21 protein-coding genes and 1 tRNA gene are annotated in these 22,645 nt (G+C 67.2%); 6 read left to right on the top strand and 16 right to left on the bottom strand.

Going from position 1 to position 22,645, the window contains the following annotated elements:
- Positions 1–121 precede the first annotated feature (121 nt).
- Positions 122–631 (top strand): aggregation factor core, encoded by a 510-nt coding sequence (locus tag PSA7680_RS02125; protein ID WP_245824415.1) that lies wholly within the window; start codon positions 122–124, stop codon positions 629–631.
- A gap of 72 nt (positions 632–703) precedes the next feature.
- On the opposite strand, the gene PSA7680_RS02120 is transcribed toward PSA7680_RS02125, so the two are convergent.
- From PSA7680_RS02120 to PSA7680_RS02090, 8 genes are all read right to left on the bottom strand, one after another.
- Positions 704–778: transfer RNA gene (locus PSA7680_RS02120), tRNA-Gln, on the bottom strand.
- 165 nt (positions 779–943) lie between these two features.
- The gene (locus tag PSA7680_RS02115; protein ID WP_370738521.1) at positions 944–2,383 is read right to left on the bottom strand and encodes a phosphomannomutase/phosphoglucomutase; all 1,440 of its coding nucleotides are present in this window, start codon (positions 2,381–2,383) and stop codon (positions 944–946) included.
- A 219-nt stretch (positions 2,384–2,602) separates the two neighbouring features.
- A complete protein-coding gene (locus PSA7680_RS19125) occupies positions 2,603–2,851 on the bottom strand; it encodes a hypothetical protein (protein WP_306372445.1) in 249 nt (82 codons plus the stop codon).
- Positions 2,852–3,054: 203 nt separating this feature from the next.
- On the bottom strand, positions 3,055–4,206 hold the full coding sequence (locus PSA7680_RS02110) for a KpsE/RkpR family capsule polysaccharide export protein (RefSeq protein WP_306372444.1): 1,152 nt from the start codon (positions 4,204–4,206) through the stop codon (positions 3,055–3,057).
- The gene (locus PSA7680_RS02105) at positions 4,190–4,843 is read right to left on the bottom strand and encodes an ABC transporter ATP-binding protein (RefSeq protein WP_085867005.1); all 654 of its coding nucleotides are present in this window, start codon (positions 4,841–4,843) and stop codon (positions 4,190–4,192) included. The genes PSA7680_RS02110 and PSA7680_RS02105 overlap by 17 nt, the downstream gene beginning before the upstream one ends.
- Positions 4,844–5,057: 214 nt before the next feature.
- Positions 5,058–6,320, bottom strand: a complete 1,263-nt coding sequence (locus PSA7680_RS02100) for a Na+/H+ antiporter NhaA (protein ID WP_085867004.1) — start codon at positions 6,318–6,320, stop codon at positions 5,058–5,060.
- Between the two features lie 170 nt (positions 6,321–6,490).
- The gene (locus PSA7680_RS02095; RefSeq protein ID WP_085867003.1) at positions 6,491–7,525 is read right to left on the bottom strand and encodes a permease; all 1,035 of its coding nucleotides are present in this window, start codon (positions 7,523–7,525) and stop codon (positions 6,491–6,493) included.
- Positions 7,518–7,886: an ArsR/SmtB family transcription factor gene (locus PSA7680_RS02090; RefSeq protein ID WP_085867002.1), complete on the bottom strand. Its 369-nt coding sequence runs from the start codon at positions 7,884–7,886 to the stop codon at positions 7,518–7,520. Before PSA7680_RS02090 ends, PSA7680_RS02095 begins: the two co-directional genes overlap by 8 nt.
- An 89-nt stretch (positions 7,887–7,975) precedes the next feature.
- Here PSA7680_RS02090 and PSA7680_RS02085 point away from each other — a divergent pair, with 89 nt between their 5' ends.
- Together PSA7680_RS02085 and PSA7680_RS02080 are read left to right on the top strand one after the other, a co-directional pair.
- Complete coding sequence (locus tag PSA7680_RS02085) at positions 7,976–8,587, top strand: uracil-DNA glycosylase family protein (protein ID WP_085867001.1); 612 nt, start codon at positions 7,976–7,978, stop codon at positions 8,585–8,587.
- Entirely contained in the window at positions 8,574–9,359 is a 786-nt protein-coding gene (locus PSA7680_RS02080; RefSeq protein WP_085867000.1) for an SseB family protein, read from the top strand. The genes PSA7680_RS02085 and PSA7680_RS02080 overlap by 14 nt, the downstream gene beginning before the upstream one ends.
- A gap of 175 nt (positions 9,360–9,534) precedes the next feature.
- Here PSA7680_RS02080 and PSA7680_RS02075 read toward each other — a convergent pair whose 3' ends face one another.
- The 8 genes from PSA7680_RS02075 to PSA7680_RS02040 form a co-directional block, all read right to left on the bottom strand.
- Positions 9,535–10,467 (bottom strand): 2-hydroxyacid dehydrogenase, encoded by a 933-nt coding sequence (locus PSA7680_RS02075; RefSeq protein ID WP_085866999.1) that lies wholly within the window; start codon positions 10,465–10,467, stop codon positions 9,535–9,537.
- Entirely contained in the window at positions 10,464–10,874 is a 411-nt protein-coding gene (locus PSA7680_RS02070) for a VOC family protein (RefSeq protein WP_085866998.1), read from the bottom strand. The genes PSA7680_RS02075 and PSA7680_RS02070 overlap by 4 nt, the downstream gene beginning before the upstream one ends.
- Positions 10,875–10,938: 64 nt before the next feature.
- Entirely contained in the window at positions 10,939–12,078 is a 1,140-nt protein-coding gene (gene rodA / locus PSA7680_RS02065) for a rod shape-determining protein RodA (RefSeq protein ID WP_085866997.1), read from the bottom strand.
- On the bottom strand, positions 12,075–14,018 hold the full coding sequence (gene mrdA, locus PSA7680_RS02060; RefSeq protein ID WP_085866996.1) for a penicillin-binding protein 2: 1,944 nt from the start codon (positions 14,016–14,018) through the stop codon (positions 12,075–12,077). Before mrdA ends, rodA begins: the two co-directional genes overlap by 4 nt.
- Positions 14,015–14,554, bottom strand: a complete 540-nt coding sequence (locus tag PSA7680_RS02055) for a hypothetical protein (RefSeq protein WP_085866995.1) — start codon at positions 14,552–14,554, stop codon at positions 14,015–14,017. Before PSA7680_RS02055 ends, mrdA begins: the two co-directional genes overlap by 4 nt.
- Positions 14,547–15,482 carry a rod shape-determining protein MreC gene (mreC, locus tag PSA7680_RS02050; protein WP_085866994.1) on the bottom strand — a complete coding sequence of 312 codons (936 nt, stop codon included), beginning with the start codon at positions 15,480–15,482 and terminating at the stop codon, positions 14,547–14,549. Before mreC ends, PSA7680_RS02055 begins: the two co-directional genes overlap by 8 nt.
- Before the next feature lie 28 nt (positions 15,483–15,510).
- Positions 15,511–16,548 (bottom strand): rod shape-determining protein, encoded by a 1,038-nt coding sequence (locus PSA7680_RS02045; protein ID WP_085866993.1) that lies wholly within the window; start codon positions 16,546–16,548, stop codon positions 15,511–15,513.
- Positions 16,549–16,900: 352 nt separating this feature from the next.
- On the bottom strand, positions 16,901–18,481 hold the full coding sequence (locus PSA7680_RS02040; RefSeq protein ID WP_085866992.1) for a 2-isopropylmalate synthase: 1,581 nt from the start codon (positions 18,479–18,481) through the stop codon (positions 16,901–16,903).
- A gap of 335 nt (positions 18,482–18,816) precedes the next feature.
- Between PSA7680_RS02040 and PSA7680_RS02035 the strand changes: the two genes are divergently transcribed.
- From PSA7680_RS02035 to rimK, 3 genes are all read left to right on the top strand, one after another.
- On the top strand, positions 18,817–19,482 hold the full coding sequence (locus PSA7680_RS02035; RefSeq protein WP_085867135.1) for an SDR family NAD(P)-dependent oxidoreductase: 666 nt from the start codon (positions 18,817–18,819) through the stop codon (positions 19,480–19,482).
- Entirely contained in the window at positions 19,479–21,020 is a 1,542-nt protein-coding gene (locus PSA7680_RS02030) for a cryptochrome/photolyase family protein (RefSeq protein ID WP_085866991.1), read from the top strand. Before PSA7680_RS02035 ends, PSA7680_RS02030 begins: the two co-directional genes overlap by 4 nt.
- Positions 21,021–21,169: 149 nt before the next feature.
- Complete coding sequence (rimK, locus tag PSA7680_RS02025; RefSeq protein ID WP_085866990.1) at positions 21,170–22,555, top strand: 30S ribosomal protein S6--L-glutamate ligase; 1,386 nt, start codon at positions 21,170–21,172, stop codon at positions 22,553–22,555.
- Positions 22,556–22,645 lie beyond the last annotated feature (90 nt).

The following is a 22,645-nucleotide window of genomic DNA, read 5'->3' as shown; positions in this document are numbered from 1 at the left end:
GTGTCTAGACATTTGTGTCTAGGGAGGCGTTGGAGGCGCGGGCGGACGGTTTCTTCAGGAGAATTTGATCCTCATGCGATTTGGGGCCGTAGTCTCTTCGATAGCGAAACGAGGAGCACATATGTCCAACCGCATGGGAATCGCCTGCATGGCCGTCGCGCTGGCCTGTCTGGGAAGCGCCGCGCAGGCCGGCCTGCTGGTCCGCTTCGTCGAAGGCGCGCCGAAGGACCGGTTTGAAATCCGCAACGAAGGCACATGCCCGACAGCGGCGGGCACGCTGATGCTGGACCTGTCGAAATCCGCAGGGGGCCTGATCTTCGACGTGACGGGCCGCGGGGCCGGTGTCGAGGTCTTCCAGCCATTCGAGATGGTCGCGGGGGCGGAGGCGCTGGCCTCTCTGCCGAAGGTGCGCGACGGGCAGGACAGGCTCGAACTCGCGATCGAGAACTTGCCGCCGGGCGGCCTGATTGCCTTCACCATCGATGTCGATGACACCCTCGGCGCAAGGGCCATCACCGTTTCCGGCGCCGAAATCGCCGGCGCGACGGTGTCTCATGTGCATGGGCAGGGCGCGACCATGGCCACGTTCACGGAAGGGGCTACGGCGCGGCTGTCCGGCAACGGCTGCTGAGGAGGAACGGGAAGGGAGCCGTCAGAACACGCCTTTTCGGCGTTCAAACGATGATGATTTGTGGAGGGAAAGTGGCTGGGGTGGTAGGATTCGAACCTACGGTACACGGTACCAAAAACCGCTGCCTTACCGCTTGGCTACACCCCAACTGTGAGCGCGTATTTACGGCTACGCCCCGGTGGGTGCAAGCCCAAAACGGCAAAAAATTCGGCGGAGGTTTCACTTTTTTGCCCCCGCCGCGCGCAACGTGTTGCAGCGGCTTCGGTGGTCGGGGGCGGGCGAAATGCACGCCCCCGGACGCGGCCGGATGGCTCAGATGGTCTGGTCGTAGTCGCCCACCGCGGGCTCGGTGCGGATGAAGCCGTCGATCTCGGTGAAGATCTGCTTCAGTTCCGCCTCGCTGTCCGGGCTTTCGCAGACGACGACGAGATTCGGCGTGTTGGAGGAGGCGCGCACCAGCCCCCAGGCGCCGTTTTCGAGAATCACGCGGGCGCCGTTGACCGTCACCACGTTGGCGATCGCACGCCCTGCGATCGTGCCGCCGCCTTCGGCGTGCGCCACCAGCCGGGCCACGATTCGATCCAGCACCGCGTATTTCTCGGTGTCGGCGCAATAGGGCGACATGGTGGGGGTGGAGTAGGTTTTCGGCAGGGCCTTGCGCAGGTCCGACATGCTCTTGTCGGGGTTGCGGTCCATCAGTTTGCAGATCTCCACGGCGACCCGCATGCCGCAGTCGTAGCCCCGGCCCACCGGCTCGGCGAGGAAGTAGTGGCCGGATTTCTCGAAGCCCGCCAGAGCGCCGATTTCCTTCACGCGGCGCTTCATGTGGCTGTGGCCCGTCTTCCAGTAGTCGGCCTTCACGCCGTTGGCCTTCAGTTCCGGATCGGAGGCGAAGAGCCCGGTGGATTTCACGTCGGCCACGAAGGTGGAGTTCGGGTAGAGCTTGGAAAGATCGCGGGCCATGATCACGCCCACCTTGTCGGCGAAGATCTCCTCGCCCTCGTCATCCACGACGCCGCAGCGATCGCCGTCGCCGTCGAAGCCGAGCGCGAGATCGGCGCCGGAGGCCTTCACGCTGGCAGCCATGTCATGGAGCATCTCCATGGCCTCGGGGTTGGGGTTGTAGTTGGGGAAGGTGTAATCCAGCTCGGTGTGGCTGGGCACGACCTCCACGCCGATGCGCTCGAAAATCTCGGGCGCGAAGGCGGCGGCCGTGCCGTTGCCCGTGGCGCAGACGACCTTCAGCGGGCGGCTCATTTTGAAATCGCCCACAAGATCCTCGATGTAGGCTTCCTTCACGCCCTCCACGAATTCGTAGGAGCCGCCGGGCACCTCCTCCCAATCGCCCGAGAGTACGATGTCGCGCAGTTCGGCCATCTCGTCGGGGCCGTGGGTGAGGGGGCGGTCGAAGCCCATCTTCACGCCCGTCCAGCCGTTGGGGTTGTGCGAGGCGGTGACCATCGCCACGGCCGGCACGTCGAGGTGGAACTGGCTGAAATAGGCCATGGGCGAGAGCGCCGGGCCGATGTCCTTCACGGCGATGCCGGCGCGCATCAGCCCCTGGATCAGCGCGAGCTTGATCGAGAGCGAGTAGTCCCGGTAGTCGTTGCCGACGGAGATCACCGGTTCGATGCCGCGGCGGCGCATCTGGGTGCCGAGGCCGAGGCCCAGGGCCGTCATGCCCGGCAGGTTGATCTCTTCGGGGTATTTCCAGCGGGCGTCATATTCGCGAAAGCCCGTGGGGGCGATCATCGGGTCACGCAGGAAGCTCCAGGTGTTCGGGGCAACGGCGGCGATGGGTTTCTTCAATGTCAAAACTCACTTGGATCGGTTCAAAACGAAAAACGGCTTTGCCGGTGTATCGGCGCAATACCACCAGACTATGACATGGTTTCAAGCCCCAAGCCCACCGGGCAATGGCGATGGGGCCCGAAATTTCTGCATCTGCCCTGCGCTTGGGCAGGGCAGAGCTCACGAGGAAATCTGATCGCGCAGCACGGCGGCGGTGAGCGAGATCATCAGGTAGATACCGCTGAAGATCAGGAAGGCCAGAACGGTGTTCTCGAAGGCGCGGGGGTAGGTGGCCTCGTCCGGAGCGACGGGGCTCACGCCTTGCGAGATGTAGCGCACCTGGCGGTTGGCCTCCACGCGGGCGGTTTCAAGCTGTTGCAGCGCCTGCTGCAGGAGCAGCGTGCGGGTTTGAAGATCCGATTCCGCCACGGCCAGCTCGCTGCTGATGCGCGCGATGGAGAGGCTGTCGCCCTGGCCTTCGGTCAGCTGGTCGCGCAGCGAGGCGATCTCTTCCTCGAGGTTCTGGATCCGGCGCTCCAGCGGGGCCAGCTTGGCGGGGTTGGGGCGCGTGTTGGATTGCAGTTCGCGCAGGTTGAGCCGTTCCTGGGTCAGCTCCAGTTCGAGGGTCGAGATCAGGTTGGTGGCAGCGAAACCTCCAGATCGCCGCTGATGACCTTGAACTGCTCCTGCAGTTCGATCACCCGCTGCTGGGCGCGGCGCATTTCCTGCTCGGCCTGCTCGTAGCTTTCGCGGGCATCGCGCATCTGGTCTTCGCGCAGGCGCTGGGTCAGATCGTCCACCTGCTCCTCGGCATAGCTGAGCAGGGCGCGCGAGAAGGCCGCGCTTACCTCGGGATCGGCGGCAGTCACCTGCATCTTGATGATGCCCTCGGTCGGATCGTAGCCGAGTTTGACCCGTTTCTTGTAGACCTTGTAGGCATCCTCGTTGGTGGCATCGCCGGGCAGGCGCTGGATCGGATCGATCGTCGGCTGGCTGAAATGCGCCTTGAAGCCGAGGTCCTGGTCCAGGCGCAGCATCGCGTCCCGCGATTCGAGGTAGCTCTGCACGGTGATCGAATCCTGGGAGGCGGCAAAGCCCGTGCCCGCGAACAGGCTGCCCAGCGAGGTGGTGCCCTGGCTTTCCGTCTTCTGGATCAGGAATTCGGAGCGTGTCTCATACATCGGGGTGGCGATGTTGTAGTAGTAGTAGCCCGCGATGAGGGTGGGCAGCCCCACGAAGAAGGCCAGCCGGGTGGCCAGCAGCGCCATCTTGCGGCGGCGGCGGCGCACGATGTCGCGCTGGATCTCGCGGATCTCGCGCTCGCGGATTTCGGAGGGCGCCAGATCCTGGCTCGGCAGGTTGGAGCCGGGGGACGGCACCGTCTGGGGCAGGTTCGGCGGGGGCGTGCCGCCGCCGCTGCCGCCCTGATCCTGGGTCACCAGATCCAGCGCGGTGGTGCGCTGGAAGGGATCGATCCCCTGCGCGCGCAGCAGGCGGACGGCGTCGAAATCGGACGTGGGGGCGAGCCCGTGCTTCTGGGCGACCCTGCGGGCCATGCGCAGCTGGCGGCCCGTCAGCCCTTCCTTGCGGATGGCGGCAATTTCCTGCTCCGTGCTCACCTCGCGCGCGGAGGAGACCTCGCCGGCCCGTGCGGCCGGGGCCGCGCCCGGCTTCGGCGCCGCGGCCTGCGTGTTGGCGGGGGTGGGCTGGGCCGCAGCGGCGGCGTCTGCCTGCGGGGCGGGGCGCCGGATCCGGAACTTCTTCGCTTTAGGCTTGGTAGTCATAGAGCCGCTTCGCTTCTTCCAGGGTGTCGAACATGAACAGCTGCCCGTTGCGCAGCACGGCTGCGGAGCGGCAATACTGCTCGAGCGTTTCGGGGGAATGGGAGACCACGACGATCGTGGTGTTGCGCAGGCGCTCGCGCAGGATGGAGCCGGCCTTGCGGTTGAACTCCACGTCGGTGGTGGCGGGCATGCCTTCGTCGATCAGGTAGATGTCGAAATCCAGCGCCAGCAGCAGCGCGAAGGAAAACCGCGCTTTCATGCCGGAGGAATAGGTGCCCACCGGCATCTCGAAATATTCCTCCAGACCGCACAGCCAGCGGCAGAAGGCCTCCACGTAATCGGGATCGAGATCGTAGAGCTGGGCGATGTAGCGGGAGTTCTCCACCGCGGAGAGCTTGTTGGAGACCCCGCCCATGAAGCCCAGTGGGAAGGAGATGCGACAGCCACGCCGGATCTCGCCGGAATCGGGCTTTTCGAGCCCGGCCATCATGTTGATCAGCGTCGTCTTGCCGGTGCCGTTGGGCGCGAGGATGCCCATCGAACGCCCCAGATCCACCCGGAACGAGACGTTGTCCAGGATCACCTTGTGCTGTTCCCCGGTCCAGAACGATTTGCTGACATTGTCGAATTCGAGCATCCCGTTGCCTCGATCATGCCTCTCTTGGCAGGTGCTTGTATCAGACACTTCTTAACGGGTCTTGTAGCCTGCCTTCAGCCGATATTATGGCGCAGGCTGCGGGTAATTGACAGCCCATTGCCACGCCTCCGCGGGAATTTCCCCGCCTTGCCCAAGGGTATAGCGCGGGAAAATGTCCAAAAATGGGAAACGGTGTGGCCAAAACCCCATGGCGTCACAGGTGTTGTTTCTGCACGCGGAACAATCGCCCCGCCCCGAGCGAAATCAACGCGGCGCCGAAGCTGAAGAGCGCCCCCATCTTGGCCGCGTCCTGCACCGGCCCGGCCGGGAAGGCCACCGAGGCGATGAAGAGCGCGACGGTGAAGCCGATCGCGGCGACGCATCCGATGACGAAGAGATCCACGACCCGCATACCCACCGGCAGCCCGAGCCCGAGCGGGCGCGCGGCGATCCAGCCGAACAGCAGGATGCCGGCCGGTTTGCCCAGCAGCAGCCCCGCCAGCACCAGCCAGGTGGGCGCGCCGATGGCGGAAAACTCGACGCCGGCGTTGAGCAGCCCGAAGAAGAAGAGAATGACTTCCACCGGGTGCTTCAGCAGGTGTTCGGTTTCGTTCAACAGGTCGTGCAGGTGGGTTTCGGCCTCCGAGAAGATGCCGAAGGCCCTGTCGGCGTGGGGGATGGCCGGAACCACCGGCAGCAGGCCCAGCGAGGGGTGCAGGCCGGCCTCCTGGAAGCCATACCAGCTGAGCGCGCCGGCGGCGGCGTAGGGCCAGAACGACAGCCGCTTGCGGCACCACGTCGAGCAGCTCCGCAGCTGGTTGCCCCGGTCCAGCCGGCGGGGCAGCCAGTTGAACAGCAGGAAGGCCGCAAGAGCGGCGCCGGCCGAGAGCAGCAGCCATTCGGGCGCCAGTTCGCCCGAAGGGTAGAAGACGGCCAGGATGATGAGGCCGGCGGCGTCATCGGCGATGGCCAGCAGCAGCAGGAAGCGCACCGCCGGATGCCCCGCGCCGAAGACCAGCCGGCCCACGAGGTAGGAGAAGGCGATGTCCGTCGCCGTGGGGATGGCCCAGCCGCGGCTGACCGCGCTCAGCGTGTCGGAGCCGAGCACCGCGGCGATGCCGAGATAGACGGCGACGGGCCCCAGCATGCCGCCGGCGGTGGCAAACAGCGGCGTGGCCGCCTTCCGGCCCCGCAGCGCGCCGTTCTTCAGGATGATCGCCTCCCAGACCTCCTTGGCGGCGATGGCGAAGAAGAAGGCCATCAGCACGTCGTTGACGAGGTAATGCAGGGTCAGGGTGCGGCGGATATGGCCGTGGTCGTCCGCGTGGGCGTGGCCGATGAAGAAGTCGTCGATCAGCACGTAGTCGACGAAGGCGTGGTAGCCGTGGGCGTCGATGTTGGCCCAGATCAGCGCCGAGACGGCGCCGAAGATCAGCAGCAGTGAGTAGTTGGTGACGAAGTTCCAGACCCGATACATGCCGCTCTCTCCCGGCGCTTTGCGCGCCCGTTCTGCCGTTCCCTTCGCGCAGCATGAAACGAGTCTGGCCCCGGGGCAAGCTTTCGTGCCGCCGCCGGGTCGGGGCGGCGGCGCGAGGGGTGTTTACGGCGCTGTGTCCGGCAGCCTTCAGGGGCGTTTCTCGGCGGCGGTCAGGCCACCGCGGCCCAGGCGAGCCCGGCCAGCGTGGCCCCCGCGAGGGCGATGCCGAGATAGGCGAAGAACACCCGCGGCTTCACCAGCGCCCAGACGGCGATGGCGGCGGGGATGCAGCTCACGCCGCCCGCGATCACGAAGGACATCGCGGCGCCGTTGCTCATGCCCTGTTCCAGCAGCGCATCCACCAGCGGCACGGCGGCATAGCCGTTGAGGTAGGCCGGAGCCCCCACGAGTGCGCCGAGCAGGATCGGGCCGACGCCCTCCCCGCCCAGCACGCGGGCGATCACCTCGGCAGGCACGTAGTGCAGCATCAGGGCCTCGATCATGTAGGCCAGAAGCAGCCATTTGCCGAGGAAGAGCGCGTTCTCGAAGGCGGTGTCGCGGAAGGCGGCCCGGCGGGTCGGCTCTTTCCAGAAGGCCCATTCCGGCTTGCCGGTGAACGGGTTGCTGCCGCAGCCGCAGCCGCGTTTCGCGGGTTGTTCGCGCAACGGATCGGCGAACACCGGCCCCTTGGCGAAGGCCATGACGGTGAAGCCGCCCAGCAGGCCGAGGCTGACGGCGGCGAGCGTCTTGGCGAGGGCGAAATCGAAGCCCAGCGTGCCCGAGGTGATCAGGAACATGGCCGGATCCATCAGCGGCGAGGCCAGCCAGAAGGCCATGACCGCCGAAAGCGGCGCCCCCACGGCGAGAAGGGCGGCGATGAAGGGGATCACCTCGCAGGAGCAGAAGGGCGAAAGCCCGCCCAGCAGCGCCGCGAGGAAGATCATGCGCACCTGCCGCCCCTCGAAGGCCTTGGCCAGCAGCGATTCCGCGCCCGTGGCCTTGAGGTAGGCCACCGCGAGCACGGCGAAGGCGATGAAGATCCCCGTATGCCCGAGCGCCTCGACGGCGAAGCGGATCGTCGGGCCGACCTGCGGCCGGTCGAAGAGCGCGAGGATCAGCGGGATCAGCACGATGGTCAGCCAGGCCTTGTCGGCCCGGCGCAGGGCTTCGAGCGGAGACCGGGACGGGTGGGGCAGGTCAGTCATGGTGGTGGGCCTCGTGGGGGGTGGGGCAGTCGGCACAGCATTCCGACAGCAGGAAACGGGAGAGCGCGCGCATTTCGTCATAGGCGGCGGCGACGCAGATGATCGAGCGGCCCTGTTTGGACTGGCTCACCAGCCCGGCCTGCGCGAGGATCTTCATGTGATGGGTGAGGGTGGAGCCCGTCACGCCGCAGCGCGCGCCCAACTCGCCGATGCTCAGGCCCTCCGGCCCGGCGCGCACCAGCGTGCGCAGGACGGAGAGGCGCTGCTCGGATCCGAGCGCGGCGAAGGTGGAGGCGGCGACTTCCAGCGGCAGGGGCGGGGCTTCGCCGGCGGTGGCGGGTGTGTGGGGGTCATGTTTCATGATTCGATAATTCTAGAAATGTCGAAATGAGTCAAGCCCGGGGGTGAATTTCTTTGCCCGCGGTCATGGGCTCGGGTAGTCCTGCCGCCATGCAGCAGCAGCCCGAGAGCCTCGAAGCGCGGATCCGCGCCTGCCGCCTCTGCGCGGAGCGTTTCGCCGCCACCCATACGGCCCATGGCCCGCGGCCCGTCGTCTGGTTCCGCTCGGGCGGCACGGCGCGCATCCTCGTGGCAGGGCAGGCGCCGGGCCTGAAGGTGCACCAATCCGGCCGCCCGTTCACCGATGCCAGCGGCGCGCGCCTGCGCGACTGGATGGGGGTGAGCGAGGCCGAGTTCTACGATCTTTCCCGCATCGCCGTGGTGCCCATGGCCTTCTGCTTTCCCGGCTACGACGCCAAGGGCGCGGACCTGCCGCCGCCTGCGATCTGCGGCGCCACCTGGCATGGCCGGGTGATGGACGCGCTGCCCAACCTGCGCCTGCCCATTCTCGTCGGCGGCCACGCGCATCGCTATCACCTCGGCGGCCGCAGCAGCGTCACCGCGCGGGTGCGCGCCTGGCAGGACCACGCGCCGCAGGTCTTTGCCTTGCCGCATCCCTCTTGGCGCAATACAGCATGGCTCAGGAAAAACCCGTGGTTCGAAGAGGAGGTTCTGCCGGCTCTTCGCACCACCGTCAGGAGCCTTCTGGATGACCCCGCTTGATACCGCCCATGCCGCCATGCAGGCCGCGCCGCAGGATGATGCCGCCCGGTTGCGTTTCTACGAGCGGCTGGCCGACGGCGAACTGTTCCTCCTGCTGGCGCGCGAGGCCGAAGGCGAGCAGATCGAGCCGCGCCTGTTCGAAACCGATCAGGGCAGCTTCGTGCTGGTCTTCGACCGCGAGGACCGCCTTGCGGATTTCGCCGGCGGGATCGCGCCCTACGCCGCCCTGTCGGGCCGGCTTATCTGCGGGATGCTCGCGGGGCAGGGGCTCGGGCTCGGGGTCAACCTCGGCGTGGCGCCTTCCGAAATCCTGATCCCCGCGCAGGCGGTGGACTGGCTGAACGATACGCTCTCCGAAGCGCCCGACGAGGTGCAGGCCCGCCCCGAAGAGGTGCGCGCGCCGGGGCGGCTGCCCGAGGCGCTGCTGACGGGGCTCGACGCCAAGCTGGCCACGGCCACGGGGCTGGCCCGTTTCGCCTATCTCGTTTCGGTCACCTACGAGGGCGGCGCGCAGGGCCACCTGCTGGCCTTCGTCGATCCGGTACCCGGCGCCGAGCCGCCGCTGGCGCGCGCCGTGGCCGAGGCGCTGACCTTCTCGGGCATCGAGGCCGGGGCGCTGGACGTGGCCTTCTTCCGCGCGTCCGATCCGATCTGCGCCAAGCTGGCCAAGGTCGGGCTGCGCTTCGATCTGCCGGAGTTGCCGGCGGAGCCCGCGAAGATCCCGGGTGCCGCGCCGGGCATGGACCCGGAAAAGCCCCCGCGTTTGAAATAAACCCGGCCCGGAACAAGGCCGCAGGCCGCCGGGCCAGCGGCGGACCGTCCCGGCGGTCTGCCGCTTTGACAAAGGTGCAACCTCGCCCGGAGGTCATGCGTATTTGGCACGATAAAGCGCTTGGCTCTGGCCGTGGTGCGGCAGCCTACGGTCAGACGCTGGCCCGGCTTTGCGTTCAGTAACCTGCGTTGCGATCCACCAGGTAAAGGAACGGCTCGCCCGCCTCGCCGCGACGGATGTTCTCGGCGATCACCTCCGAGGCGGTCTCGGGGCGCGTTTCCGAGGCGATATGCGGCGTGACGGTTACCCTGGGATGGGCCCAGAACGGGTGATCGGCGGGCAGGGGCTCCACCCGGAAGACATCCAGCGTGGCATGGGCGATCCGTCCGCTGTCGAGGGCGGCGAGCAGGGCGTCATCGTCGACCAGCGGGCCGCGCCCGGGGTTCAGAAGGAAAGCTCCCCGCGGCATCAGCGCCAGCGTATCGGCGTTGAGCAAGGCTTCCGTGGCCGGTGTCTGCGGCAGCAGCAGCACGCAGATCTCGGCCTGTACGAGTGCCGCCTCAAGCCCGTCGGCACCGGAGAGACAGGCTACGCCCGGCACCTCCTTCGGGCGGCGGCTCCAGCCCGTCACCCGGAAGTTCAGCGCCGCCAGGGCCTGTGCGCAGGCGGCCCCCAGCGCGCCGAGGCCCAGAACCGTCACCCGGCGGTTGCGCGCAAGCGGCGGGATGACGGGCTCCCACAGGGGGCGCTGGTCCGTGATCCAGCGATCCATGCCGAGGTGGTGGCGCAGCACGTGGCCAGTGACCCATTCCACCATGCCCTCCTGCAGACCGGCATCCACCATCCGCGTCAGCGGCTGGGTGAGTGTCGGGTTGCCCACCAGCTTCTCCACCCCGGCCCAGAGGTTCAGCACCGCCTTGGCGTTCACGAAAGGCGAGAAATCCTCGACCGATCCGTTCGGCGCGTGGACGAGATAATCCACCGCTTCGGGCCGGTCGTGATCGCGGTGCAGACGCACCTTGAGCCCCTTGGCGGCAAAGGCGGCGGGCAGGGCTTCGGCATAGGCGGGCCAGCGGGCTCCGCCGGCGGAAAACAGGACATCGATCACCGGGCGAACACCCCTTCGCTTGCGGCGAACCCCTTGATCTCGATCGGGTTGCCGGAGGGATCGCGGAAGAACATCGTGCTCTGCTCGCCCGGCTCCCCGGCAAAGCGGGTGACGGGGGGCAGCTCGAACGCGACGCCGGCCCCGGTGAGCCTTTCGGCCAGCGCGTCCCATTCCGGCTTCGGCAGCACCACGCCGAAATGCGGCATCGCGACGAGGTGTTCGCCCACGTGGCCGGTGTTGGCGGTGGCAAAGGGCGTGCCGAGGTGCAGCGAAAGCTGGTGGCCGAAGAAATCGAAATCGACCCATGTCTCGGTGCTGCGGCCCTCCCGGCAGCCCAGCAGCCCGCCGTAGAAGGCGCGCGCGGCGTCCAGATCGGTGACGTTGCAGGCGAGGTGGAAGACGGACATGGGGGGCGCTCCTTGGTTTGGCTGGCCACAGGCCTAGCAAAGCCGCACCGGCTTGCACAGACGCCTATCGTGGGCGATGCACATGCGCGCTCTGCACCAGCCCGAAGGCCGCGAGCAGCACCAGCATGGCCGAGCCCCCGTAGGAGACCAGCGGCAGCGGTACGCCCACCACCGGCGCAAGCCCCATCACCATCGACATGTTCACCGCGAAGAAGAGGAAGAACGTCGTGGCGATGCCAAGGGTCAGCAGCGAGGAGAAGCGGTCGCGGTTGGACAGCGCCGAGGCGACGCAGAACAGCAGGATCAGCGTGTAGAGCGCAAGCAGCGTCATGCCGCCCACGAAGCCGAATTCCTCGGCCAGCGTGGTGAAAATGAAATCGGTGTGTTTCTCGGGCAGAAAGTTCAGCCGGCTCTGGGTGCCCTGCATGAAGCCGCGCCCCGTCCAGCCGCCGGAGCCGAGCGCGATCTTGGACTGGGTGATGTGATAGCCCGCGCCCAAGGGGTCGGACGAGGGATCGAGGAAGGTGTCGATCCGGCGATACTGGTAATCCTTCAGCAGCTGGTAGGGTGTGCCGCGGAAGTGGAAAACGGCAAAGATCAATCCGCCGACCATCGCCAGCACCGCGCCGAAATACCACCAGCTCACCCCGGCCAGGAACATCACCGTGGCCCCGCCCACGAGCAACAGCACCGAGGTGCCAAGATCGGGCTGGCGCAGCACGAGCGCGGTGGGCACGAGGATCAGAACTACAGGAATGGCCACGTAGAGCGGGCGGGAGACCTTCTTGATGTCGAGCCAGTCGTAGTAGGCCGCGAGGATCATCACCAGGGTGATCTTCATCAGTTCGGACGGCTGCAGGCGCATGAATCCCAGGTTGATCCAGCGCTGCGCCCCCATGCCGACGGAGCCGAAGAACTCCACGTAGAGCAGCAGCAGCAGGGAGATGCCGTAGGCCAGCCCCGCCATGTTGCGCCAGAACCAGATCGGCACCATGGCGATGGCAAACATCACCGCAAGCCCGAGCGCGAAGCGCTTCATCTGCGGCTCCGCCCATGTGGAGAGCGTGCCCCCGGCCACCGAGTAGAGCATCAGGAAGCCGACCGAGCAGACCGCCGCCAGCAGCACCACAACGGGCCAGTTCAGGTAGAGCACCTTCTTCAGCCCGGTGGGCACGGTCTTGACGTTGTATTCGAGGTAGCTCATGCGCGCGTCTTGCCCTTGCCGAAATTGTCGAAATCGCGCAGCACGAGCTTCTTCTGCTGGCTTTCGATCCGGGGGCGATCCTTCTGCGGATAGGCGGTGAGCGGCGGCGTGCCCTCGTAGAGCGCCTGGAGCACGATGTCGCGCGCGATGGGCGCGGCCGCCGTCGAGCCGCCGCCGCCATGTTCCACCACCACGCTCACGGCGATGCGCGGATCGTCATAGGGGGCGTAGCTGACGAAGAGCGCGTGGTCGCGGCGCTCCCAGGGCAGATCGGCGTTGCGCACCACGCCGCGCGCGCGCTCGGCGGCGGTGATGTTGCGCACCTGGCTGGTGCCCGTCTTGCCGGCCATGCGGAAGGCGTCCTCGACGATGCGCATCGAGTAGGCCGTGCCGCGCCGGCTGTTGGACACGTTGTACATCCCCTCCTGCACCTCGCGCAGGAAACTCGGCGAAAAGCCGAGGTCGCCCCCGCCCTTGATCGGCTGCTCCACGTCGTTGATCGCCTTGATCAGCCGCGGCACCACCTCCTTGCCGGTGGCGAGCCGGGCCGTCATGACGGCCAGTTGCAGCGGAGAGGCCAGCACGAAGCCCTGACCGATGGAGGCGTTCAGCGTGTCGCCCTTGAGCCAGGCCTGCCCGCGCACTTCCTGTTTCCACGCCCGCGTGGGGATCAGCCCTTCGGCGACGGCCGACATCTCCACGTCGAACCGCGTGCCCAGGCCCAGCCTGCGCGCCATCTCGGCGATCTTGTCCACCCCGATGCGAAGCGAAAGATCGTAGTAGTAGACATCGCAGGACTGCTGGAGCGACTTGTTGAGATCCACCTGCCCGTGGCCGCCGCGCTTCCAGCAGTGGAAGCGGCGGTCGCCCAGTTCCATGTAGCCTGGGCAGTAGACCGTTTCGCCCGGTTTCACCGCCCCTTCTTCGAGTGCCGCCAGCGCCACCACCATCTTGAAGGTGGAGCCCGGCGGATAGGTGCCCTGCACGGATTTGTTGGCCAGCGGGCGATACTTGTTGCCCGTCAGTTCGGCGTAATCCTTCACCGAGATGCCGCGCACGAACTTGTTGGGATCGAAACTCGGGGTGGAGCCCGCGGCGAGAATGTCGCCGGTGCGGGTGTCCAGCACGACGGCGGCGGCGCTTTCCTCGCCGAGACGGGCCTGCACGTAGTTCTGAAGCCGGCTGTCGATGCTGAGTTGCAGGTTTTCGCCCGGATCGCCTTCGCGGCGGCCCAGCTCCCGCATCACCCGGCCCACGGCGTTGACCTCGATCTGCTTGGCCCCGGCGCTGCCGCGCAGGACTTTCTCCATCTTGGTTTCGATCCCCGATTTGCCGATCTGGAACTTCGGGATCTGAAGCAGCGGGTCCTGATCGTCGATCCGGCTGAGATCGTAATCGGACACCGGGCCGACGTAGCCCACGATATGGGCGTAGTCCTCGTATTGCGGATAGTAGCGCGACAGGCCGACCTCCGGCGTGATGCCGGGAAGGGCGGGGCTGTTCACCGCCACGCGGGAGAATTCCTCCCAGGTGATGCGGTCGGTGATGGTGACCGGCACGAAGGGGCTGCGGCGCTTGATCTCCTTGCGGGCCCGTTCCAGGTCCGCCGGTTCGAGGTAGACGAGCTTCTGCAGGCGGGCGATCACCTCGTCCACGTCGCCGGCATCCTCGCGCACCATCACGATGCGGTAGTTCTGCGTGTTGTCGGCCACGGTGATGCCGTTGCGATCGTAGATCAGCCCGCGCGGCGGCGGCAGCAGGCGGATGTTGATCCGGTTTTCTTCTGCAAGAAGGCGGTATTGGTCGGCTTCCTTCACCTGCAGTTGGCGCATGCGCAGACCCAGCACGCCGATGAAGGCAAGCTGGATGCCGCCCACGAGAAGCCCGCGGCGCGAGATGCGACGGCTGCTTTCCGCCGTGTCCTTGGGCGAGCGCTTCATACCAGTCTCCCCTTGGGGTCCACGTCGCCGGGGGTGCGCTTGCGGATGCCCAGAACATGGGTCGTCGCCAGCACCACCAGTGGATAGGCCGCGATCGTCATCAGCGCCTGGATGAAGGTCAGGCCGAGGCGGGGCAGCGGCACGAAGATCGCCGCCATCACCAGCCGTTCGGCCAGCGCGATGCCCAGCACCACGGCCCCGACGAGCGCCCATTCCACCAGGAAGGGCAGATCACGGTTCAGGATCATCCGGCTGCGCAGGAATTCCGCGCCGATCAGCACCAGCGCCGCCTGCAGCCCGGGCGGGCGCTGCAGCAGCAGATCCCCGGTGAAGGCCACCGCCGCGATCAGCAGCGCAGGCAGGTAGTCCGGGCGCCGCAGCATCCAGGCGAAGGTGAGCGCCATCAGGAAGTCCGGCGCCGCCCAGCCGCGCGGCACCGTCTGCAGCGGCACGAGGTGGAGCAGGATGATGAGCCCCGAGAGCGCCACGTAGAAGATCCGGTAGGCCAGCCGGCTGGTGAAGATGGAGTTACCCATTGCCGGCCTCCGCTTCCGCGCCGGCCTCGGCGGTGCCCGCGGCCGGATCTTCCGGCGCGGCCGGCGCCTGCACCGGCGCAAGCAGGCTGCCGGGATCCGACAGCGGCTCCACGACCCGGCTGCGCAGCACCCGCAGGAACTCCAGCCGCTCGTAGTCGGCCGCAAGCCGCACCCGCAGCCGGCGATCGCTGCCCTGGGCCACGTGGCCCACCAGCAGGCCCGCCGGGAACACCCCGCCGTCGCCGGAGGAAACCACCCTGTCGCCGGGGCGCACCAGTTCGGGGCTCTCGATGAAATCGATCGGGGGCAGGGCGGTGTTGTCGCCCGAGAGCATCGCCTTCTGGCCCGAGGGCTGGATGGTGACGGGGATGCGGCTGTTGGAATCGGTCAGCAGGATTACGCGCGCGGTCGAGCGCCCCACGCCCGACACCCGGCCCACGAGGCCGATGCCGTCCATCGTCGCCCAGCCGTCCTGGATGCCGTCCCGCGCGCCCACGTTCACCAGGACGGACTGCCGGAAGGGGCTGCCGGAGTCGGCCAGCACCACGCCGGTCACGTAGGTGAGCTTGGGATCGAGGCGCACGTTGTTGAGATCGAGCAGCTTGGCGTTCTTCTGCTCCAGCTGCAGCGCGGCCTCCTTCCACGCCTTCATCTGCTGCAGCTCCCGCTTGAGCTCCTGGTTCTGCTCGTAGATCCGCTGGTAGGACTGGAAATCGTCGAACACGTTGCCCACGAAGGTCAGCGGCGCCAGCGCCCAGTCGAAACTCGGCACGATCCGGTCGGTGATCTCGGCGCGGAACCGCTCCACCCGCGGGCTGTCGATCCGCCACACGGCGAAGATGCCCAGCAGGACAAGCAGCAGAATCCCGATCAGGATGCGCCTGATCGGGTTGAAATATTCCGATGTGGTATTCCGCTCGTATGCCACCGTCTCTCCCGGGGGCGAAGGGCGCCCGTCAGCTTTCGTAGTCTATCACATGGCGCAGTTGTTTTTCATACTCCAGCGCCTTGCCCGTGCCCAGAGCCACGCAGTTCAAGCTTTCGTCAGCCACCGAGATGGCCAGGCCGGTCTGCTCCCGCAGCGCGAGATCCAGCTCGCCCAGCAGCGCGCCGCCACCGGTGAGCATCACGCCCCGGTCCACGATGTCGGCCGCGAGATCGGGCGGCGTGGCTTCCAGCGCCGTCATCACCGCCTCGCAGATCTGCTGCACCGGCTCGCTCAGGGCCTCGGCCACCTGCGCCTGGTTGATTTCGATCTCCTTGGGCACGCCGTTCAGCAAGTCGCGGCCCCGGATCTGCATCGCCGCGCCACGCCCGTCATCGGGCATCCGCGCGGTGCCGATGGAGGTCTTGATGCGCTCCGCCGTGGCTTCGCCGATCAGCAGGTTCTGCTGGCGGCGCAGGTAGGAGATGATGGCCTCGTCCATGCGGTCGCCGCCGACGCGCACGGAGCGCGCGTAGACGATGTCACCCAGCGACAGAACCGCCACTTCCGTGGTGCCGCCGCCGATGTCGACGACCATGTTGCCGGTCGGATCGGTGATCGGCATCCCGGCCCCGATGGCCGCCGCGATCGGCTCGGCGATCAGCCCGGCACGGCGCGCGCCCGCGGAAAGCACGGATTGCCGGATCGCGCGTTTCTCCACCGGCGTGGCACCGTGCGGCACGCAGACGATGATCTTCGGCTTGGAGAAGGTGGTGCGCTTGTGGACCTTGCGGATGAAGTGCTTGATCATCTCCTCGGCCACGTCGAAATCCGCGATCACGCCTTCGCGCATCGGCCGGATCGCCTCGATGGAGCCGGGCGTGCGCCCCAGCATCAGCTTGGCATCTTCCCCCACCGCGAGCACCTGCTTGCGGCCGTCCTTGACGTGGTAGGCCACCACGCTGGGCTCGTTGAGGATCACGCCCCGTCCCTTCACGTAGACGAGCGTGTTCGCCGTCCCAAGGTCGATCGCCATGTCCGACGAAAACAATCCCCCAAAGCCTAGCATGTATCGGTCTTCCCGTTCCCCAGATGCGCCATTGGCCCTGCCCGAGTCGTGGCTCGGCGGGCCGCAGTGTTATAGGCCCTTGACGCTCAGGTTGAAAAGGCCAATGGCACCCGCCTCGGCACCTTTTCGCCGCCTTTCGATTTTCTGACTTTTTGCCAGGATTTCGTCAGGCCGAACGCCGAATCCTTTCCAATATCCAACATCTCCCCGGCCCCACTTTGTTTCGCAAATATCCCGGGGGAGCCGCCGGACGGCGGCGGGGGCGGAGCCCCCTCAATTTCGCGACGCAACGAAAAACGCCCCGGCCGCGGGGGCCGGGGCGCTCAGAAAGGGGCCGCCATGGCCCGTTTCGTCAGGAGACGTCCTTGTAGGAAACCGTCTTCACGTCGTCGCCGGGCTTGGATTTCTCGCGCCGCACCAGCAGGCGGTTGAGCGCGTTCACGTAGGCCTTGGCCGAGGCCACCACCGTGTCGGTGTCGGCCGCCTCGCCGTGCACGATCTTGCCGTCTTCCTCCATGCGCACGCTCACCGTAGCCTGGGCGTCGGTGCCCTCGGTCACCGCGTGCACCTGGTAGAGTTGCAGGCGCGCGCTGTGCGGGAACAGCGCCTTCACCGCGTTGAAGGTGGCGTCCACCGGCCCGTCGCCCTGGGCGGTGATCTGCTTGTCCACGCCGTCGATGGTCAGGGTCAGATCCGCCGACTGCGGCGCTTCGGTGCCGCAGATCACGCGCAGGAACTTCACCTGGATGCGCTCGTTGGCCGGGTCCGAGCCGCTGTCGCGCATCAGCGCCAGCAGGTCGTCCTCGTAGACTTCCTTCTTGCGGTCCGCCAGCGCCTTGAAGCGCACGAAGACGTCCTTGAGCTGGTTGTCGGCCAGCTCGAAGCCCAGTTCCGCCAGCTTGGCGCGCAGGGCGGCGCGGCCCGAGTGCTTGCCCATGACGAGGTTCGTTTCGGACAGGCCGATGTCCTCGGGGCGCATGATCTCGAAGGTCTCGGCGTTCTTCAACATGCCATCCTGGTGGATGCCGCTTTCGTGGGCGAAGGCGTTCTTGCCGACGATGGCCTTGTTGTACTGCACCGGGAAGCCCGAGACCGTCGCCACGCGGCGGGAGATGTGGATCAGCTTCTTCGTGTCGATGCCGGTGCGGAAGGGCATGATGTCGTTGCGCACCTTCAGCGCCATCACCACCTCTTCCAGTGCGGTGTTGCCGGCGCGTTCGCCCAGGCCGTTGATGGTGCATTCGATCTGGCGCGCGCCCGCCTCCACGGCGGCCAGCGCGTTGGCCGTGGCCATGCCCAGATCGTTGTGGCAGTGGGTGGCGAAGACGATCTCGTCCGCGCCCGGTACGCGCTCCAGCAGCATGCGGATCAGATCGGCGCTTTCGCGCGGCGCGGTGTAGCCCACGGTGTCGGGGATGTTGATCGTGGTGGCGCCGGCCTTGATCGCGATCTCCACCACGCGGCAGAGGTAGTCGTGCTCGGTGCGGGTGGCGTCCATCGGCGACCATTGCACGTTGTCGCACAGATTGCGCGCGTGGCTCACGGTCTCGTGGATGCGCTCGGCCATTTCGTCCTGCGTCAGGTTCGGAATGGCGCGGTGCAGGGGCGAAGTGCCGATGAAGGTGTGGATGCGCGGGCGGGCGGCGTGTTTCACCGCTTCCCAGCAGCGGTCGATGTCGCCGAACTGGGCGCGGGCCAGCCCGCAGATCACGCTGTTGCGGCTGCGCTTCGCGATCTCGCTCACGGCCTTGAAATCGCCTTCCGAAGCGATGGGGAAGCCGGCCTCGATGATGTCCACGCCCATCTCGTCGAGCAGCGAGGCGATCTCCAGCTTCTCGTCGTGGGTCATGGTGGCGCCGGGGCTCTGCTCGCCGTCGCGCAGGGTGGTGTCGAAGATCAGGACCTGGTCCTGCTGGCTCTTGTCGGTCGTCATGGCAATGTCTTTCGTGCTGTCTGCTTAGCCGGATTGGGGTTCAAGGTGCGTCACGTATCCTCTGAGCGGTCGCACCGAACCGGCACGCTCAGAGGCGGCTAAGGAGCAGGGCTAGCGCGGACAGCACGGCGGCACCGGCAAAAGCCGGGGCGGCGAAGGGGCTGATATGCGCAAAGCGATCCATGGCGCGCGATAATACGCAGCTGCGAAGGAAAGGGAAGCCAAATCGGGCTGCGGTGGGCGGGAAATTGACGCATCTTCCTTTCGGCTTAGCTCCCGCCATGATCGTCGTGCGGCGGAAGGCCGCCGAAGCGCAGGAAAGGCAGAGGAACACCATGGAGCGGGTTCTCATCATCGGGTCATCGGGCGGAATCGGCGCGGCGCTGGCGCAGGCGAGTCGCGCGCGTGGGGCTGAGGTGGTCGGCCTGAGCCGCAGCGGCGACGGGCTGGACGTGACCGACGAGGCCAGCGTCGTGGAGGGTCTGGGCCGGGTGCCGGGGGCATTTGATCGCATCATCTGTTGCGTCGGCCAACTGGCCCCGCCGGGCGCGGCGCCTGAAAAATCCCTTCGAGCCGTCGAGTCAGATGCGCTGGCCCACCTCTACGCGGTCAACGCCATCGGCCCGCTGCTGCTGCTCAAGCACCTGCTGCCCCGCCAGCCGCGCAACGCGCCGTGGCAGTTTGCAGCGCTTTCGGCCCGTGTCGGCTCCATCGGCGATAACCATCTCGGTGGCTGGTATGGCTACCGCGCTTCGAAGGCGGCGCTCAACCAGATGCTGCGCACCGCCGCGATCGAGATCGCGCGCACCCACAGGCAGGCCGTGATCGCCGCGCTGCACCCCGGCACCGTGGCCACCGATTTCACCGCGAACTATCGCGGTCGCCACCCGGCCGTCGCCCCGGAGGAAAGCGCGGCGAAGCTGCTGGCGGTGCTCGACGGGCTTACCCCGGCCGAAACCGGCTGTTTCCGCGATTGGGCCGGGAAGGAGATCGCCTGGTGAGCACCTCCGATTCTCCCCGGCTCGTTCTCGTTCTCGGCGATCAGCTTTCGCCGGGCCTCTCGGCGCTCAAGGCGGCGGACAAGCGCCGCGACGTGGTGGTGATGGCGGAGGTCGCCGCCGAGACGGGCTACGTGCCGCACCACCCGAAGAAGATCGCCTTCATCCTCGCCGCGATGCGCAGGTTCGCCGCGCGGCTGGAGGCCGAGGGCTGGCGGCTGCGCTACACGCGGCTCGACGGCGATGACCCAGTGGCCTCCATCCCCGAGGCCCTTCTGGCGGCGGCGCAGGCCACCGGTGCCCAAAGCGTTCTGGCCACGCGTCCGGGCGAATGGCGCCTGATCGAGGCGCTGGAAGAGATGCCGCTCGAGATGCACTTGCTGGAAGATGACAGGTTCATCTGCGCGCAAAGCCGGTTCGCTGCCTGGGCGGAGGGGCGCAAGAGCCTGCGGATGGAGTATTTCTACCGCGAGATGCGGCGCGAAACCGGCCTGCTGATGGAGGGCGGCAAGCCCGCCGGCGGAAAGTGGAACTACGATCACGACAACCGCAAGCCCGCCAAACCCGACCTGTTCCGCCAGGGGCCCAGGCGTTTTGCGCCGGATGAGACGACGCGCGCGGTGATCGCAATGGTGAACGATCGTTTTTCCGGCAACTTCGGCAGCCTCGATGATTTCTGGTTCGCCACAGATGCCGCCGAGGCGCAGCAGGCTTTCGCGCATTTCCTCGCCCACGGGCTGCCGGGGTTCGGCGAGACACAGGACGCCATGCTGAAGGATGACCCTTTCCTGAACCACGCGATGATCGGGCTCTATCTCAACGCGGGCCTGCTGGATCCGCTGGAGGTCTGCCGCGCGGCGGAGGCGGAATACGCCGCGGGCCGCGCGCCGCTCAACAGCGTGGAGGGCTTCATCCGCCAGATCCTCGGCTGGCGTGAGTTCATCCGGGGCGTCTACTTCCTCGAAGGCCCCGGCTACACCCGGCGCAACGCGCTCGGGCACACGGCCGATCTGCCGGCGGCCTACTGGGGTGGTGAGACACGGATGGCCTGCATCAAGGCCGCCGTGGGCCAGACCGAGCGGGAGGCCTATGCCCACCACATCCAGCGGCTGATGATCACCGGAAATTTCGCGCTGCTGGCGGGCGTCGATCCGGCGCAGGTGCACGAATGGTATCTCTCCGTCTATGCCGATGCCTTCGAGTGGGTGGAGGCGCCCAACACGCTGGGCATGTCGCAGTTCGCCGACGGCGGCGTGGTGGGCAGCAAGCCCTATGTCTCCTCAGGCGCCTACATCGACAGGATGTCGGATTACTGCAAGAGCTGCGCCTACGACGTGAAGGCGAAGAAGGGGGAGGGGGCCTGCCCGTTCAACCTGCTCTACTGGCATTTCCTGAACCGCCACCGGGAGCGCTTCGCGGGCAATCCGCGCATGGCGCAGATGTATCGCACCTGGGAGCGGATGGACGCGGGCCACCGGGCGCAGGTGTTGCGCGAGGGCGATGCGCTGCTGGCGCGGCTGGAGGCGGGGGCGCCGGTCTGACGCGGCGCCGGCGCCGCCGGCCGGGCGCGACGCGACGATTCATTGCGGGGGCTGCGGATTTTCCTCGCCTTGGGCTGCGTTTGCGTGAATAAGCCGGAGTCTGTGTTGACGGCGCGGCGTGGGTTGCCGCGCGAAACGGAGTGACGTCATTGGACACGCAATTCCTGCTGGGATGGGAAGAATGGCTGAGCCTTCCGGAGCTTGGGCTTCCGGCGGTTCTGGCCAAGGTGGATACCGGGGCCCGCACATCGGCGCTGCACGCGGCGGAGATCGAGCCCTTCGGCGCTGCGGACAACCCGCAGGTGCGCTTCCTGCTGCACCCCAATCCCGATGACCCCAACCTCGAGATCACCTGCTCCGCGAAGGTCGTGGACAGGCGGCAGGTCACCAGTTCGAACGGCGAGGTGGAACTGCGCTACGTGATCGAGACGCCGCTTCAGATCGGCGGGCGGGTCTGGCCGATCCAGGTGACGCTGACGAACCGCGAAACCATGGCCTACCGGATGCTGCTCGGGCGCACGGCGATCCAGGACGACATGGTGGTGAACCCCAACATTTCCTGCGCCCAGCCGGTGCTGTCCTACGACGCCTACAAGGGGCTGCCGCGCCGCCGCCCGGTGAAGCGCCCGCTGCGGCTGGCGCTGCTGACGCGCGAGGCCGGCAACTACTCCAGCCGCCGCCTGATAGAGGCGGCGCAGGCCCGCGGGCACGTGGTGGAGGTGATCAACACCACGCGCTGCTACATGAAGATCGGCGGCGTATCGCCCGAGATCCATCTCGACGGCAAGGTGCTGCCCCGCTTCGACGCGGTGATCCCGCGCATCGGGGCCTCGGTGACGGGCTACGGCATGGCCGTGCTGCGCCAGTTCGAGGCCACCGGCGCCTACTGCCTGAACTCCGCCGCCGCCATCGGCGCCTCGCGCGACAAGCTGCTCGCGCACCAGCTTCTGGCGCGGGCCAACATCCGGATGCCGGTGACGACCTTCGCCAACTCGCCCAAGGACACCAAGGACCTGATCGAGCTGGCCGGCAAGGCGCCCGTGGTCGTCAAGCTGCTGTCCTCCACGCAGGGCAAGGGCGTGATCCTCGCCGAGACGCGCAAGGCGGCCGAAACCCTCGTGGATGCCTTCCGCGGGCTGGACGCCAACTTCCTCGTGCAGCAGTTCGTGAAGGAGGCCGCCGGCTCGGACCTGCGCTGCTTCGTGGTGGGCAACAAGGTGGTCGGGGCGATCAAGCGCACCGGGGCGGAAGGGGATTTCCGCTCCAACCTGCACCAGGGCGGCACCGCGAAATCCGTGCGCACGACGAAGGAGGAGCGCGAGACCGCCAAGCGGGCGGCGCGCGAGCTTGGTCTGTCGGTGGCCGGGGTGGACATGCTGCAATCGGCCGAGGGGCCGAAGGTGCTGGAGGTGAACTCCTCGCCGGGGCTCGAAGGCATCGAGAAGGCCACGGGCAAGGATCTCGCCTCGCTGATCATCGAGCACCTGGAGCGGCAGGTGCGGCCGCTGTCGCGCTATCGCGATGGTCGCGCCTGATTGGGCCCGATCCGGTCTGACGGGCCACGAGTAAAGCTGAACGTCTTGTGAAAACACGGCGCCCGGACGGGAAACCCGACCGGGCGCTGC

This window comes from Pseudoruegeria aquimaris (assembly GCF_900172235.1).
GTDB lineage: Bacteria > Pseudomonadota > Alphaproteobacteria > Rhodobacterales > Rhodobacteraceae > Pseudoruegeria > Pseudoruegeria aquimaris.
Note: the sequence above shows the minus strand (reverse complement) of the source record. Positions and strands in the feature narration are given on the sequence as shown.